Here is a 15556-nt window from a genome sequence, read left to right on the forward strand (position 1 = left end):
TCTCCCTCAATCCCGGTGTCGATTCTTACTTGTGAGCTCTTTTCATGAACACGTCTAATAAAATTCCACTTCAACGCTCCGTTGCCGGAATGTTCGATCACGTTGAGGAGTTGGTCATCGCGCTGCTGCTCGGACTGATGACATTGGTGACATTCCTCAATGTCATTCTCAGATACGTTTTCAACAGTTCCATTATCTGGGGGCTGGAATTCGTCCTAGTCTTGTTCGCATGGCTCGTGCTTTTTGGCATACCGTACGGTTTTAAAAAGGCCTCTCACCTCGGTGTCGATGCCTTCATCAATCTGTTTGGAGATAAAGCCAAGCGGCGGTTTGCGCTGGTAAGCTGTTTCATCTGCGTCATTTATGCGTTACTTCTTTTGAAAGGTGCCTGGGACTACTGGGCGCCATTTGCAGGCCTTTCCACGTTGCGCAGCGATTTCAATTTCAGTGAAGGTCTCTTTGTCGATACACGCGATCGAGCCTTCTATACAACAGAACAAATCCCCATGCCTGGCTTCTTGCGGTTTCTCGAAGACCTTATCAATCAGGGTGAGGAATACGAAAATCTGCCGCGCGTCATACCATACGCGATACTCCCGTTTGCCATGCTGATGATGCTGTTCCGGATCGTGCAGATCAGCTTCCGAATTTACGTCGGCACCCAACCTACGCTGATTGCAAGTCATGAAGCCGAAGAAGCAGCTGCGACTGCCTCACAAAAAATCAACGAAGGCTAAGCCATGCTCGCAATTCTTCTGTTCGTTTTAATCGTCGTCTTTTTGATGCTTGGTGTACCAATAGCTGTTGCGCTCGGGCTCAGTTCCATCATCTTTCTGCTGGCGTTCTCGGACACCACGCTCGCTTCTGTGGCACAGTCACTATATCAAGCGATGGCTGGCCACTATACGATTATGGCGATCCCATTTTTCATCGTTGCATCCAGTTTTATATCCAGTGGGGGCGCTGCTACAAGGATCGTCCGGTTTGCCATCGCTTGCGTTGGTCACTTTTCAGGCGGTCTGGCGATCGCGGGTGTGTTTGCCTGTATGTTGTTTGCCGCGCTTTCTGGTTCATCACCCGCAACCGTTGTCGCCATCGGTTCAATCGTCATCGTGGCCATGCGCCAAGTAGGGTATACAAAAGACTTCGCGGCGGGCGTTATCGCAATATCCGGCACTCTGGGTATCTTGATCCCACCTTCGATCGTCATGGTTGTCTACGCAAGCGCCACAGATGTCTCGGTCGGTCGAATGTTCCTTGCAGGGGTAATTCCTGGTCTCCTCGCCGGGTTGATGCTGATGTTCACCATCTACGTAATTGCGCGGGTCAAGAACCTCCCGAAAGGCGAGTGGAAAGGATGGGGAGAAATCTCGACCAGCTTCAAAGAGGCTGGCTGGGGTCTGTCTTTGATTGTGGTGATCATGGTTGGAATATATGGCATTCCGGGTGTTACGGGTGCAATCTTCACACCCACTGAGGCTGCCTCTGTAGCTGCCGTCTACGCTTTTTTTGTCGCTACTTTCATCTACAAAGACATAGGACCTCTTGCCGATAAGGATGGTTCGGGCAAAGTCAGCCTACTCAGGAGACCAAGTGCCATCGTCACTGCGTTTTTTCACCAAGATACGATCAAAACTCTGGTGGAGGCAGCCAAGCTCTCTGTACTGCTGTTATTCATCATCGCAAATGCCTTGATTCTGAAGCACGTACTGACTGACGAGCAGATCCCGCAGCAAATTGTGGATGCGATGCTATCGTTCGGTCTGGGCCCGATCACGTTCTTGATCATCGTCAATATCATACTTCTAATCGGCGGTCAGTTCATGGAGCCGTCAGGGCTAATCATTATCGTCGCGCCGCTGATATTCCCGATTGCTCTAAGCCTGGGTGTCGATCCAATACACTTGGGGATTATCATCGTGGTCAATATGGAAATCGGGATGATCACACCACCGGTAGGTCTGAACCTCTTTGTGACATCAGGTGTCGCAAAGATGCCGATGATGTCTGTTGTGAAGGCGTCTTTTCCGTTCCTGGCCGTGCTCTTCGTCTTTTTGATATTGGTGACTTACATGCCTGTCATTTCGACCTATTTGCCGACCATACTGATGGGGCCGGAAATTGTGATTCAGTGATGGTAACACAGTTCCGGCGCTATGCGCTGCCGGAAGTCGTTTCGACCAAGAGCTATGTGGCGCTTTCGACTTACCTGGAACGTCCAGTTCAGCCTGGCATTTCAAAGCTATCGCAATGATAGCAAGCGGACGTTGACCAAAAAGATGGTTTTGTCCTGCGTCATTCATGTTGAAGCTGACCGCGGCGAAAGCACGGTTTCGGATCTGGGGCTGATCGGCGTTTTCAATGACTGGTTTGGTGACATGCGCGGCACTGCAGCGGTGGCGACGCCGCATGTGCGAACGGATGCTGCGTCAGCGAAGGCTGGAAATCGAATGACTGCAAAGGCCGCTTACCGTGAACTCCCGAACGCCGTGTCTTTGCGATTGCAGCGAATGGCCGGTCTGACGGGCCGCACTGCAGAATGTCGATCAGCAGGTGAATGGCAGGTTTGGGCCGAGTGATGGCTAGTGGCCAACCTAAAGAGCTGCACCAAACTCCACTGCCAGCAACTGATCTGCAGCTCTGGGTACCATTCTATTTCCAGAAGAATATTTGAATTGAGGGGTCTTCTGATGTCGAACGTTCATCACGTTTCTGGTCCAACTGTGACGGTTGGGTCAGGTTCGTGTGACGTTCAACAGGAAACCAGTGGCGGACCGAGGAGGATTCGAACCCCCGACCCCTTGATTCGTAGTCAAGTACTCTATCCAGCTGAGCTATCGGTCCGCGTTGGTGAAGCGGTGTTTAGACCTAGCTCTTGGGACGTGCAAGCCGATTCTTCAAAAAAGGTCTAAAAAGTCACGTCGCCTCGCGGCAGCCTAAATTCGAACGTGGTGCCCTCTGGACCCGTCTCTTTCAAAACAAGGTCACCGCCATGTCCGCGCACCAACTCTTGCGAGATTGCAAGACCAAGGCCCGACCCCCCTTTGCGCACCCCGCCCTGAAACGGTGTGAACAGGTTTTCACGCGCTTTGGGTGGCAAGCCGGGGCCGTTATCCTTGATTTCGATGCACCAGTCATTTTCACCCGCATAGCCGGTAATCGTAATTTTTCCGGGTTTTCCGGACGCAGCCAGCGCTTGCAAGGCGTTTCTCACCAAATTCATCATGACGCGGAAAATCTGCTCTGGGTCCGCGCGCGCCACAAGGTCCTTTGGCACGTCGTTGACAATCTCGACGCAGGCATCGCCGATGGCAAGCTTCTCGCTGGACACCACGTCTGCGGCGACATCACGCAAGGGTACCATGGTCAAGGTGGGTGCGGGTTCTTCAGCGCGGCCAAAGGCCAGCGTACTTTCGCACAGGGACACAGCCCGCGTGATCGAGTTCACCAGTTTCGGTGCCATTCGCCGCACCAAGGGGTCGTCGCTGGTTTCGATCCGGTCAGTGAACAACTGCGCCGAGGTCAGGATGTTGCGGAGGTCATGGCTGACCTTGGCGACCGCACCGCCCAATTGCGCCAGACGTTCACGCTGTTTCAGGGCTTGGGTCAGTTCTGTCTGAAGTTTCTGAAGCGCCTCTTCAGCCTCACGCAGTTCGGTCACCTTTGAATTGGGCGAGATGATACCGCGCGCGTCCTCTGGTGCGCCCGCATACCGCTGCATGTAGCCCACAACGCTTTTAATCGGCTTCACCAGAACGACCCGAACGGCAAGAAACAGGAAAAACGCAGTGATAATCGAGATAACGAAGGATAGGCCTAGAATGCGTAGCCCATAGTCGGTCATCGCGGCACGTAGCGGCATGCTGTCTATGGTGACTTCGATCAACAGACCTGCGCCCTTCACCGGTTCCCCAATAACCCGAATGACTTCGTTTTCCGGGGTGAACAAGCGCGACAGAGCATCCTTGATCAGAATCCACGGCCCGGCGTCGCGCAGGTCGTAGGTATGGGCGATGGGCTCGGGAATGGGTGAGGACAGCATTAGCTGACGCACCTCGTCGCGCCGCAACACCACATTGTAGACACCGGCATTGGCCAAAAGCTCGGCCTCAAGGTCTTGTGCCAGCATGTCGTCGGCCAGCAGGGCCAATGAAGCGATCTGAGCGCGCTCAAGCCGATTAAGCAGGAAATCTTCGCGGAACCGCGCAATCGAGGGTACAAAAATCAGGACTTCGGCCAACATTACGAAGACCGTGGTCAGGATCAGAAATCGGCCCGACAGCGAGTTCAAATTGCGCTCCCTTTCCGATCAGGGCATCCAGCGTTGGATGAACCCGACCACTCGTTTAACTGTCTGATTCTCAAACAGCCTTGGCGTGAAATAGGCTCCCGCGACGCGTTTGTTAAGCTCTCCGATCGTCGGATAGGGCGAAACCATTGCGGCGATCTGCCCCATTTTGAGGTTATTTGCCAAAGCCAACGACCACAAGTTGATCAACTCTCCGGCCTGATGGCCAACAATCGTGGCACCCACCGGGCGGCCCTTTACGACCATGACCTTGATGAAACCTTTAGTCTTCCGCTCCGAGATCGCACGGTCGTTGTGGTGATAGTCAAAGCGCGCAATCTCGACCTTGTCACCATGTTTATCACGTGCCTGTGCTTCGGTCAGTCCGACCTGCGCCAGTTCCGGATCGGTATAGGTGGCCCATGGAATGTGCTCCGTTTTGACCTTTGACGGCAAACCAAACAGGGCCGAGCGGATGATGACCCCGGCGTGATAGCCCGCTACATGGGTGAATTGCATGCCACCCGCGACATCTCCGATAGCATAGACTTTCGGGTTCGTAGTGCGCAGCGACGCATCAACCTTTATTCCGGTGCGGGTTGGTTCGATCCCTGCGACCTCAAGATTCAAACGGTCGATGTTGGCCTTGCGCCCGGCCGCCAGCAACAGATGTGAGCCCGAGAATACTTCTCCGTTCTCGGTTACAACTTCAATGACGCCCTTGTTGTCGCGGACCTGTGCGACCGTCGCATTTTCATGAATGGCCACGCCCTCGGCACGAAGAGTATCCAGCACAACAGCGGCCGCCTCGGGGTCGTCTTTGCCCAGCGCTTGCTGGCCTTCAATCACGGTCACGTCACATCCAAGACGGATATGCGCCTGTGCCATTTCCATGCCGATTGGACCACCACCGATAATCAAAAGGTGCTCAGGCCTTTCGCGCAGATCAAAGATCGTCTCATTGGTGAAGTATGGAACCTGCTCCAGCCCCGGAATCGGCGGCACCAAAGGCGAGGAGCCCGTGGCAATGACAATCCTGCGTGCCGTAATCAGTTGATCACCAGCCTGTACCTGTGTTCGAGAGACAAAGCTGCCATATTCACGGATCACCGTGACACTGAACCCCTCAAACCGCTCCTGGCTGTCCATCGGCTCAATCTGGGCGATCACGTCATGAACGTGATCTTTAGCGGCCGCATAATCCACCTGCGGGACAACATCCGCTACCCCAAACACAGAGGCGTTCGCCTGACCATGGGCCGCTTTGCCACTGGCGATCAATGCCTTGGACGGCACACAGCCGAAGTTCAGGCAATCACCGCCCATCTTGTGACCTTCCAGCAGGACGACCTTCGCGCCCATCTGGCTGGCACCTGCGGCCACGGACAAACCGCCCGACCCAGCCCCGATCACGAGGATATCCGTTTTCAGGTCTTTCATGAAATCAGACGTCCTTCTTGCCGCGCAAAGCTTTGATGACAATCGGTAACGCGGCCAACGCGCACAGACCCAGAATGGGGCCAATTACAAACGGCTCCCACAACAGCGAGACATCCGGTGTTTCACCCCGGTCGAACACGCCACCCAACCCCACACCGATCCAGGTGTAGACGATGCCACCAGGAATAATGCCCAGCGCCGTGGTGATCAGAAAATTGCGAAACTTCACGCCAACCAGCGCCGGCACTAGGTTGGCCACGAAAAATGGCACAACGGGAACAAGGCGCAACAGAAACAGAACCGGAATTTCGTTCTCGCGCAGGCCGTCCTTGAGTTTCTTGACCGTCCCCTCCGAGGATTCCAACCGTGCCGTCAGCGATTCACCCAAGCCCCACCGCGCCGCCAAAAAGATCGCAGACGCACCTATCGTGGCGGCGAAAACGTTGAAGACGGTCCCTGAAAACAAGCCAAACAGGAACCCGCCGGTCATCGAGGCCACGGCCGCGCCTGGCAGTGAAAAGGCGACAATCAGGATGTAGACAGAGACGAAACCAGCGGCCAGCAACCAAAAATGCGTATCACGCCACACCAACAGCGCCTCGCGGTTATCGCGCAGCGTCTCAAAGGTGAGGTAGTCGCCCAGCGTGAAAAAGCCCACCGTGGCAACGGTGAGAATCACCAGCAATGGAATGTGTCGCGCAAGCCCGTTGCGGCGGACTTGTGTAATATCGCTCATGGAACTGTCCGGTTTTCTGCGTTTCATTAAAACACAACATGCGACGTCCGGGGTCCAAGCAACAGGGACTTCACGCCGCCTTGATGTTTAGGTCGCTGAAAGTGAGGGTTTTGGGCCTTAGACCCTACGTTTTGAAACCTTTTGCGGGATGCGGTGACAGAATTGTTGCAAAAGGCGCCAAAACTCCCACCTAGGGGTTTGACTTAACCCCCGCCACCCAGTAGAGGACGGGCTTCGAACACCACGGGCAGGCGAATCCGCGCCGCACCCGACCGTATAGATTGGAGACGGAGCGATGAAACGCACCTATCAGCCTTCGAACCTGGTTCGCAAACGCCGCCACGGTTTCCGCGCGCGCATGGCCACCAAGGCCGGCCGCAAGATCCTGAATGCACGCCGCGCCCGCGGTCGTAAATCGCTGAGCGCGTAAACCGCTCACCGATCAGGTTATGAACATGACGCCGCCGGAGGCCCCTGTGGATGGTAAGAACCAGCCCGGGGATATGCCCCCGGCGGCGTCCGTTTGTGCGCCTCATCCCTTGACTGTGCTCAGGAAACGATCCGATTTCCTGAAAGCTGCGCGCGCGAACAGACAGGGCACATCCTCGATGATGGTACAGGCCCGCAAACGTGCGCCCGATGAGGCCAGCGGAATTCGCGTTGGCTTTACCTGTTCCAAAAAAGTTGGAAATGCTGTTGCGCGTAACCGCGCCAAGCGCAGGCTGCGCGAGGCCGCGCGGGCTGTTCTGCCCGTCAATGGGCAGGACGGTTGGGATTACGTACTGATTGGCCGGGCCGAGGTAACTGCCGTACGTTCGTTCGACCTGATGCTTGCAGATTTGCGATATGCCCTGCGTAAAATCCACGGGGCCGGAACATGACTCTGCTTGCGCGTATTTTTGCCCTGCCGGTGCGGGCGTATCGGTTGGTGTTCAGCCCTTGGGTCGGCTTCAATTGCCGGTATCAGCCCACATGCTCAGCCTATGCACTCGAAGCGTTAGAGAAACACGGCGCCATAAAAGGCGCGTGGCTGGCCGCCCGGCGGATCGGGCGCTGCCATCCTTGGGGCGGTGATGGATACGATCCGGTTCCAGACCGCAAAGACGATCCTGCGTGACCCCTGGTCAGGCTTGACCGGCGGCATCCACCGCTGAACACTTGGACCCGAACTGCCTGAGGTCCTGATGACATCTGACGCGCGCCACTCTCTGCCCACCCATGACGTTCTGAACCAACCACCTGCACGCGGGGATCAGGACCTGTGGGCCACAGACCCGGTGCTGCAAACGAATGTTGGATTGGCCGGGGGACGCACCGACCCGCTGATTTCTTACGCACAAACTATTGGTCAAGCTGAGGTGCGAGAGCTTGGCCGCGAAGCCAACCTTCATCCGCCAGAGCTGAAACAGTTCGATCCCGGTGGTCGGCGATTAGATGAGGTGCGGTTTCACCCCGCCTATCACCACCTGATGCGCCTGTCCCGATCCGCCGGCTACGCCACCCTGCCGTGGGACGGAGAGCCGGGCGGCCATGCAACCCACGCGGCCATGGTCTATATGGCCAGCCAGATCGAACCCGGCCATTGTTGTCCGCTAACCATGACCTACGCCGCGATCCCCACAATCGCCGCCTATGATGACGTAGCGTCGGTTTGGCGCCCAAAGCTGACGTCGCCCCGGTATGACCCCGCGACAAAACCCATCGGCCAAAAGACCAGTGCTACGCTGGGCATGGCAATGACCGAAAAACAGGGTGGCTCGGACGTGCGGGCGAATACAACGCTTGCCCTGCGGGATGGCGATCACTGGAGGTTGCGCGGGCATAAGTGGTTCTGTTCGGCCCCGATGTCGGACGGCTTCCTGACACTGGCGCAGGCCCCAGAGGGATTGACCTGTTTCCTCGTCCCCCGGTGGCTAGAAGGCGCGCGCAACGCAATCCACCTGATGCGCCTGAAAGACAAGCTGGGCAACAAGTCCAACGCATCGGCGGAAATCGAATATCACGATGCACTGGCCTATCGGTTGGGCGATGAAGGCGCAGGGGTCCGTACCATCCTGGAAATGGTGCATCACACGCGGCTTGACACGGCAATGGCCCCGGCTGGCCTGATGCGCGCCGCTCTGTCCGAGGCGCATCACTGGGTGACGCATCGGACCGTTTTCCAACGCCGGTTGCTGGACCAGCCCCTTATGCGTGCGGTTCTGGCTGACTTGGTGCTGGATTGGGAAGGTGCCCTGACGCTGGGGATGCGCGTGGCGCGGTCTTTCGATGGCCATACCGCCGAAGACCGAGCTTTCGCCCGGATCGGTGTTGCGCTGGCTAAGTTCCTGAACACAAAACGCTGCCCTGTGGTTGTAGCAGAAGCTTTGGAGGTGTTGGGCGGCATGGGGTATGTCGAGGACACGCCTTTACCTCTTCTCTACCGAGAGGCGCCGCTGAACGGAATATGGGAAGGGTCAGGCAACGTGATCTGCCTTGATATCCTTCGAACCCTCTCGCGCGAGCCTTTGGCCGCGGAAGTGCTGGGGGCCGAGCTGGATGCCGCAAAGGGCGCAGATCGCGCATATGACGCCGCGCTAAGGGCGCATCGTGAGCGCTGGCCTGCCCTTCCGGCTGAGGCCGAGGCGCGCTGGTTCGCTGAACGCACTGCTTTGTTGCTGACCGCCTCACAACTTTTGCAAAACGGCGCTAACGCGGTCACAGATGGTTTCATCGCCACCCGCCTTGCAGGCGAGAGTGGGCGCATTCCCGGATCGGTGGCCGGGCTGGACACGGACGCTCTGCTAAGGCGGTTGGGCTGACGCCGCACTTGCCCGGTCGCACCAACTGCTGTAGGGGCTGCGCATGTTTGACGACGCTGATGATATCCACCCGCTTTTTGCTGGCGCGCCCTCGACCACCGAGTTCAAGAAGCTGCGCAAACGCATCATACGCCAGACCCGCGAAGCCATCGAGCATTACGGCATGGTGGATCCGTCCGCCCACGAAAAAGATGGCAAACCACCCCGCTGGCTGGTCTGCCTGTCCGGTGGCAAAGACAGCTATACCCTGCTTGCGGTCCTCTACGAACTGAAGTGGCGCGGGCTGCTGCCTGTCGACCTGCTTGCCTGCAACCTGGACCAGGGCCAGCCCGGATTTCCGGCAACCGTCCTGCCAGAGTTTCTGGAGCGCATGAATGTGCCGCACCGGATCGAATATCAGGACACCTATTCCGTGGTCGTTGACAAGGTTCCGCAGGGCCGCACCTATTGCGCGCTGTGCTCGCGTCTGCGCCGCGGCAATCTGTACCGTGTCGCACGTGAAGAGGGGTGCTCGGCCGTGGTACTTGGTCACCATCGGGATGACATCCTCGAGACCTTTTTCATGAACCTGTTCCATGGCGGGCGTCTGGCAACGATGCCGCCAAAGCTGGTAAACGAAGAAGGCGATCTTTTCGTGTTCCGCCCACTGGCCCATGTAGCCGAGGCCGATTGCGAGAAATTCGCCACCTCGATGAATTATCCGATCATCCCTTGCGATCTTTGCGGCAGCCAGGACGGATTGCAACGCCAGCAGGTTAAACAAATACTGGATCAGTGGGAAAAGAACAGCCCAGGTCGGCGGCAGGTGATGTTCCGGGCACTCACCAACGCACGGCCCTCGCACCTGCTGGATCCGAAACTGTTCGACTTTGCCAACCTGGGACTTAACCCCAGCAAAAAAGACGAAAATTCAGACGAAATACCTCAGCTGCGTTAACGTCTCTCTCAGATTGGTTTTCTACGGTGGCAAAAGACGTGAGATGCCCAACGCAAAGGCCCGAAAACCGATGTGGAAACATATCAAACCCAAACGCCGTATCGATGCGCTTGCGTCCATACTCAGCAATCCAGCCGCGCTGGCGTTCTTGCCTGCCATAAGCCTGGCTGCGTTCTGGTTGGGTGGCGAACGGGCGCTGGTAGTCGTTGCGCTTGGCCTGCCGTTGATTTGCATTGGCGCGGCTGCGTTTGACGCTCGGTCCGGCAAGCGAAACAACCTTCCTCGCCTGCCGGGTGGGCTGATGGCCATAGATAGTTTTGCCACAGAGTTGGAAGCGTTTTTCAAATCTGCCCTGTCCAACGGATCAGAGTCCGCTTGCATTCTTATTGCGCTGGATGACTACCAAGGTTTTCTGGACCATCACGGAAATTCAGCAGCAAATCATTTGGCAGATCAATTCAGTAACCGTATTCTTACCGTGATCCGCACCCAGGACCTTGCAACACGGCTGGAATCCAACAAGATTGCAATTGGCTTGCACCCCTCTCACAATTTGGACCTCGAAGCTTGCATCCAAATGGCGGGGCGCATTCAGGCTGTTGTGGAAGAGCCCTTTGCGCTGAACGGTACAGGTGTTTACACCTCTTGCTCGATCGGATTTTGCCTTGCGTCCAGCGTGGCCGCGGGCCAGTACGAGGAATGGATCGACGCCACCTCAGCCGCATTGAGCGAGGCGCAACGCAACGGGCCTTCGACCATTCGGGCATTTTCAAGCGAAACGCAGCGCAGATCACGCCTGCGGGCCAATCTGCGCAGAGAGTTTGAGGCGGCGCTGGACAATGGTGAAATCCGTCCCTGGTTTCAACCTCAGGTCTCAACCGATACCGGACACGTGACCGGGTTTGAGGCACTGGCTCGCTGGGAGCATCCGCAAAAAGGGATTTTGGGTCCGCGGGTCTTCCTGCCCTTTGCCGAACAGGCCGAACTGATGGGAAAACTCGGCCAGACGATGCGACATCATGCGTTTACCGCCATGCGTGACTGGGACCGTGCCGGGGTCTCAATACCGCGAATTGGGGTGAACTTTTCGTCAGACGAATTGCGCGATCCCGCGTTGATTGATCTTCTGAAATGGGAATTGGACCAGAATGACCTGACGCCGGATCGACTGGCCGTTGAGATACTTGAAACCGTGTTTTCCCGCAGGCCAGACGATGTAATCACGCGAAACGTGACTGGTATGGCCAAGCTTGGCTGCTGCATTGATCTGGATGACTTTGGCACAGGGCATGCGTCGATCGCGTCGATCAAGCGCTTTGACGTCAAACGCATCAAAATCGACCGATCCTTTGTTGCAAAAGCCGATCGCGACGCCAGTCAGCAGCAACTTGTAAGCGCAATTCTGACGATGGCTGAGCGGTTGAACGTAGAAACGCTGGCCGAAGGGGTCGAGACCCGTGGTGAGCATGCCTTGATGGCGCAATTGGGCTGCGACCATGTTCAGGGCTTCGGTATTGGCAAACCTATGCCATTCGAGAACACACTTGGTTGGATTGCGGAATATCAAAGTAAGATCACCGCAATGCCAAAAATTGAGCGAAAGACCGGCCCGTAATCGCCAATTTACAGCATAGAAACGCAAACCGTGACGAAATGTCGGGCGAATTCGCTTGACCTTTGGGCCTGCACTCTGTTGAACCCACCGAGTGTGTTTCACTGCTTAAGGTGGCTGTCCCCGATGGACGATCAGAACAAGAATCTTATCCTTGCAACCGCGCTCAGCTTTCTCGTGATCCTTGTTTGGTTCGTGCTGTTTCCTCCTCCGGAACCAACGCCTGCACCCAACGAGACTGAGATAGCCACTGTTGAGGGCAATGAGGTTCAGACTCCCAGCGCCGCGGGCACTGGCACCGTTGGTGAGGTGACGACCACCGCCGAGGAAACGCTACCCGAAGAGCAGGCCGTACGCATTGACATCGATACCCCCCGTCTGAAGGGCAGCCTGTCGCTGTCGGGCGGCCGGATAGATGAGCTGTTTCTGAAAGACTATAAGGTCTCCATCGACGATGGCGCCCCCATTGTGGAGCTGCTGTATCCGGTAGGTTCGGAATCGGCCTATTACGCCCTCTACGGTTGGGCTCCGGGTGCTGGCGTTGCCGGCGCGGATGTACCCGGCCCGAACACGCTGTGGACCGTGGAAGAGGGTGAAGCGCTGAGCGTCGACACACCAATCACCCTGAGATGGGAAAACGAAAAAGGATTGACCTTCCGCCGTATGATCTCGGTGGATGAGGATTACATGTTCACGGTCACTCAATCGGTCGAAAACAACTCGGCGACCGAAGTTGGCATGGCACCTTACGGCATCCTCGCCCGTCATGGCATCGGTGAAGATGGGGATCTGCCCGGTCTGAAAAACTTCTTCATTCTGCATGAAGGGGTGATCGGTATGGCGGATGGCACGTTGACCGAGATCGACTATGACGACGTACGCGACTTCGAAATCGACCCGAATGAGCGCGCCCACGCCGAAGTGTTCCAGATCGAAGAGAATGGCTGGATCGGGTTCACCGACCACTACTGGATGACCACGCTGATCCCCGAGCCGGGGACTGCATTCAAGGCCGCCGCAAAGTTTGACCCGCGCCGCAAGATCTACCAGACCGAAACCGTTCTGCCGACCCTGACCGTCGCCCCGGGCGCCACGGAAGAGGTGACCACGCAGCTATTCGCCGGTGCGAAGGAATGGCAGACCATCCGCGAATATCAGGCACAAGGTGTGTACAAGTTCATCGACAGCATCGACTGGGGTTGGTTCTTCTTCCTGACCAAGCCGATCTTTTGGCTGCTGCACAACATCAATGTTCTGATCGGCAATATGGGCTGGTCCATCATCGGCCTGACACTGATCATCAAGGCGATCCTGTTCCCGCTGGCGTTCAAATCCTACGTCTCGATGGCGAAGATGAAAGAGCTCCAACCGCAGATGGAGGCCCTGAAAGAGGCCGCTGGCGACGACCGTCAGAAGATGCAGCAGGGCATGATGGAGCTCTACAAGAAGGAAAAGGTGAACCCGGCTGCAGGCTGTCTGCCGATCCTTCTGCAAATTCCGATCTTCTTCTCACTGTACAAGGTGATCTTTGTAACGATCGAACTGCGTCAGGCGCCTTGGTTCGGGCCATTCCAGGACCTCAGCGCACCCGATCCGACCTCGATTATGAATTTCTTTGGATTGCTGCCCTGGGCCGGTCCGCAACCTGAAAGCCTGATGGCGCTGATCTTCATTGGTATTCTGCCGCTGTTGCTGGGCATTTCGATGTGGTTACAGCAAAAGCTGAACCCGGCACCAACCGACGCGACGCAGGCAATGATCTTTGCGTGGATGCCATGGGTTTTCATGTTCATGCTAGGTAGTTTTGCCAGCGGACTTGTGGTGTACTGGATCGCGAACAACACGATCACCTTTACCCAGCAATACCTGATCATGCGCAGCCAAGGCTATAAACCGGACGTCTTTGGGAACATCAAGTCCGGCTTCAAGCGGTCGTCAAAAGCGGATGATAAATGACGGGTCAGGTTACCCAAATTTGGCGGCACCCGATTAAAAGCCATGGTCGCGAAGCCGTTCAAACCGTGAACATGATCTCCGGGCAAACAATGCCCGGAGATCGCGTTTGGGCCGTCGCGCATGAGGCATCCAAGGCGGACGGCTCAGACTGGGCCGCGTGTGCCAATTTCAGTCGGTGCGCGAAAGCACCGCAGTTAATGGCGATCTCGGCAAGCGCGGATGGGGATGTAGTCACACTGTCTCACCCGTATCGTCCCGACTTGACATTTGCCCCTGACAGTCAGCCACACGTTTTTCTGGAGTGGGTCAAACCTTTGATGCCGGCAGACCGAGCAGCCTCGGCCCGGATTGTCCGGGTGCCGGGGCGCGGGATGACCGACAGCGATTTCCCTTCGATCAGCCTGTGCAATATGGCGTCTCATCGGGCGGTTGGACAAAAGCTGGGGCAGGACCTTTCGATCCACCGCTGGCGCGGCAATATCTGGATTGACGGAATACCTCTATGGGAAGAGTTCGACTGGTTGGGACGCGACGTTCAGATCGGAAAGGCACTATTCCGAGTGCGCGAACGCATCACCCGCTGCCTGGCAACAACAGCCAACCCGGATACCGGCCAACGCGATGCCGACACCCTTGGTGCGCTTGAAACGTGGGGTCATCAGGATTTTGGTGTTTATGCCGAAGTAGTCCAAGGCGGTGAGATATCGGTTGGGGACAAGGTACAGATTATATGAGCACCCTACCCTTCCCGCTGGCATCTGAACCCGACGACATTGCGTTGGAGCGTGGACGAAAACTGTTTGCGGGTCCGTCCGAGTTCATAAAAGGCGTGGTTGCAATGGACGGCCTGCCTGCGCCCGACAGGTTAGAGGTGTGTTTTGCGGGCCGGTCAAACGTGGGTAAATCCAGCCTGATCAATGCACTGACGGGCACCAAAGGGTTGGCGCGTGCCTCGAACACACCGGGCCGCACGCAGGAGATCAACTTTTTCACCCAAGGCCCCGAGCTTTATCTGGTTGACCTGCCCGGCTATGGGTATGCCAACGCGCCGGTGAAGGTGGTGGAGAAATGGCAGCGGCTGCTGAAACAGTATCTGAGCGGTCGTCAGACGCTGCGACGGGCCTTTGTCCTGATTGACTCGCGCCACGGGGTTAAACCAGTCGACGCCGAAATTATGAAACTGCTGGATACCAGCGCCGTTACTTTCCAATGCGTGATGACCAAGGCCGACAAGGTCAAGGCCAAGGACCGCGAAAAAGTGCTGGACCAGGTGCGCGGTGCGCTGTCGAAGCACCCCGCCGCGTTTCCGGAAATCGTGCTGACCTCATCTGAAAAAGGTGACGGAATACCGATCCTTCGTTCGATCATCGCATATTTGGAATGACCCTGCCGGTTCGCCTTTTCACCTTGGTGACAACGCTGGCAGTCTTACTGACCAGCGTCATCCCCCAAGGCTGGATGCCGACGACGGGCGGTGACGGCAAGGTGCTGTTGGTTTTGTGCACCGGCGATGGCCCGGTTGAACAATGGGTCGATCTGGGTCCAAGCGGCCCCATCCATGATGAGATGGACCAGCGTGTCATGTGCCCCTTTTCCGGTCTCACCACCGATGTTTCCCTGCCCTTGGTTGGGGATGTTGTTTTGCTGACAGCTTTGATTCAACCTCTTTGGGTTCATCGGGACTTTACCCATCGGAATGCCGGATTTTATCCCCTCTATGATGCACGGGCACCGCCGTTTTCCTCTTGATTCGCTGAAAGATTTACGCGTGCGCGCAGACTCTGCG

At 56.6% G+C, this 15556-nt stretch carries 16 protein-coding genes and 1 tRNA gene; 13 read left to right on the forward strand and 4 right to left on the reverse strand.

The features are described 5' to 3' along the window. Positions 1 to 44 precede the first annotated feature (44 nt). Genes ACXAET_RS20630 through ACXAET_RS20640 form a run of 3 tightly spaced genes read left to right on the forward strand, consistent with a single transcriptional unit; the run spans position 45 to position 2579 of the window. Positions 45 to 737 (forward strand): TRAP transporter small permease, encoded by a 693-nt coding sequence (locus tag ACXAET_RS20630; RefSeq protein ID WP_475189994.1) that lies wholly within the window; start codon positions 45 to 47, stop codon positions 735 to 737. Between the two features lie 3 nt (positions 738 to 740). Then, a complete protein-coding gene (locus ACXAET_RS20635; RefSeq protein ID WP_475189997.1) occupies positions 741 to 2135 on the forward strand; it encodes a TRAP transporter large permease in 1395 nt (464 codons plus the stop codon). A gap of 54 nt (positions 2136 to 2189) precedes the next feature. Beyond that, a complete protein-coding gene (locus ACXAET_RS20640; RefSeq protein ID WP_475189999.1) occupies positions 2190 to 2579 on the forward strand; it encodes a hypothetical protein in 390 nt (129 codons plus the stop codon). Between the two features lie 188 nt (positions 2580 to 2767). On the opposite strand, the gene ACXAET_RS20645 is transcribed toward ACXAET_RS20640, so the two are convergent. The 4 genes from ACXAET_RS20645 to ACXAET_RS20660 form a co-directional block, all read right to left on the reverse strand. Further along, positions 2768 to 2844 (reverse strand) — tRNA-Arg (locus ACXAET_RS20645). 64 nt (positions 2845 to 2908) lie between these two features. Further along, positions 2909 to 4291: a sensor histidine kinase gene (locus ACXAET_RS20650; protein WP_475190001.1), complete on the reverse strand. Its 1383-nt coding sequence runs from the start codon at positions 4289 to 4291 to the stop codon at positions 2909 to 2911. A gap of 18 nt (positions 4292 to 4309) precedes the next feature. After that, a complete protein-coding gene (locus ACXAET_RS20655) occupies positions 4310 to 5728 on the reverse strand; it encodes a dihydrolipoyl dehydrogenase family protein (protein WP_475190003.1) in 1419 nt (472 codons plus the stop codon). Between the two features lie 4 nt (positions 5729 to 5732). Beyond that, positions 5733 to 6464 (reverse strand): TVP38/TMEM64 family protein, encoded by a 732-nt coding sequence (locus tag ACXAET_RS20660; protein WP_475190006.1) that lies wholly within the window; start codon positions 6462 to 6464, stop codon positions 5733 to 5735. Between the two features lie 295 nt (positions 6465 to 6759). Between ACXAET_RS20660 and rpmH the strand changes: the two genes are divergently transcribed. The 10 genes from rpmH to ACXAET_RS20710 all read left to right on the forward strand — a co-directional run bounded on the left by rpmH (position 6760) and on the right by ACXAET_RS20710 (position 15519). Next, positions 6760 to 6894 (forward strand): 50S ribosomal protein L34, encoded by a 135-nt coding sequence (gene rpmH / locus ACXAET_RS20665; protein ID WP_005980833.1) that lies wholly within the window; start codon positions 6760 to 6762, stop codon positions 6892 to 6894. Between the two features lie 25 nt (positions 6895 to 6919). Then, entirely contained in the window at positions 6920 to 7345 is a 426-nt protein-coding gene (gene rnpA / locus ACXAET_RS20670; RefSeq protein WP_475190008.1) for a ribonuclease P protein component, read from the forward strand. After that, complete coding sequence (yidD, locus tag ACXAET_RS20675) at positions 7342 to 7581, forward strand: membrane protein insertion efficiency factor YidD (protein WP_475190011.1); 240 nt, start codon at positions 7342 to 7344, stop codon at positions 7579 to 7581. Before rnpA ends, yidD begins: the two co-directional genes overlap by 4 nt. A gap of 67 nt (positions 7582 to 7648) precedes the next feature. After that, positions 7649 to 9265, forward strand: a complete 1617-nt coding sequence (locus tag ACXAET_RS20680; protein WP_475190016.1) for an acyl-CoA dehydrogenase family protein — start codon at positions 7649 to 7651, stop codon at positions 9263 to 9265. Positions 9266 to 9308: 43 nt separating this feature from the next. Further along, positions 9309 to 10202: a tRNA 2-thiocytidine(32) synthetase TtcA gene (gene ttcA / locus ACXAET_RS20685; RefSeq protein WP_475190019.1), complete on the forward strand. Its 894-nt coding sequence runs from the start codon at positions 9309 to 9311 to the stop codon at positions 10200 to 10202. 70 nt (positions 10203 to 10272) lie between these two features. Continuing rightward, a complete protein-coding gene (locus tag ACXAET_RS20690) occupies positions 10273 to 11817 on the forward strand; it encodes a putative bifunctional diguanylate cyclase/phosphodiesterase (protein WP_475190191.1) in 1545 nt (514 codons plus the stop codon). Between the two features lie 123 nt (positions 11818 to 11940). Next, positions 11941 to 13770 (forward strand): membrane protein insertase YidC, encoded by a 1830-nt coding sequence (gene yidC / locus ACXAET_RS20695; protein WP_475190022.1) that lies wholly within the window; start codon positions 11941 to 11943, stop codon positions 13768 to 13770. Then, positions 13767 to 14504 (forward strand): MOSC domain-containing protein, encoded by a 738-nt coding sequence (locus ACXAET_RS20700; RefSeq protein WP_475190024.1) that lies wholly within the window; start codon positions 13767 to 13769, stop codon positions 14502 to 14504. Before yidC ends, ACXAET_RS20700 begins: the two co-directional genes overlap by 4 nt. After that, entirely contained in the window at positions 14501 to 15154 is a 654-nt protein-coding gene (gene yihA / locus ACXAET_RS20705; RefSeq protein ID WP_475190025.1) for a ribosome biogenesis GTP-binding protein YihA/YsxC, read from the forward strand. The genes ACXAET_RS20700 and yihA overlap by 4 nt, the downstream gene beginning before the upstream one ends. Continuing rightward, the gene (locus ACXAET_RS20710; protein WP_475190028.1) at positions 15151 to 15519 is read left to right on the forward strand and encodes a DUF2946 domain-containing protein; all 369 of its coding nucleotides are present in this window, start codon (positions 15151 to 15153) and stop codon (positions 15517 to 15519) included. The genes yihA and ACXAET_RS20710 overlap by 4 nt, the downstream gene beginning before the upstream one ends. Positions 15520 to 15556: the final 37 nt, after the last annotated feature.

Source organism: Ruegeria sp. AWH4_226 (assembly GCF_056159225.1).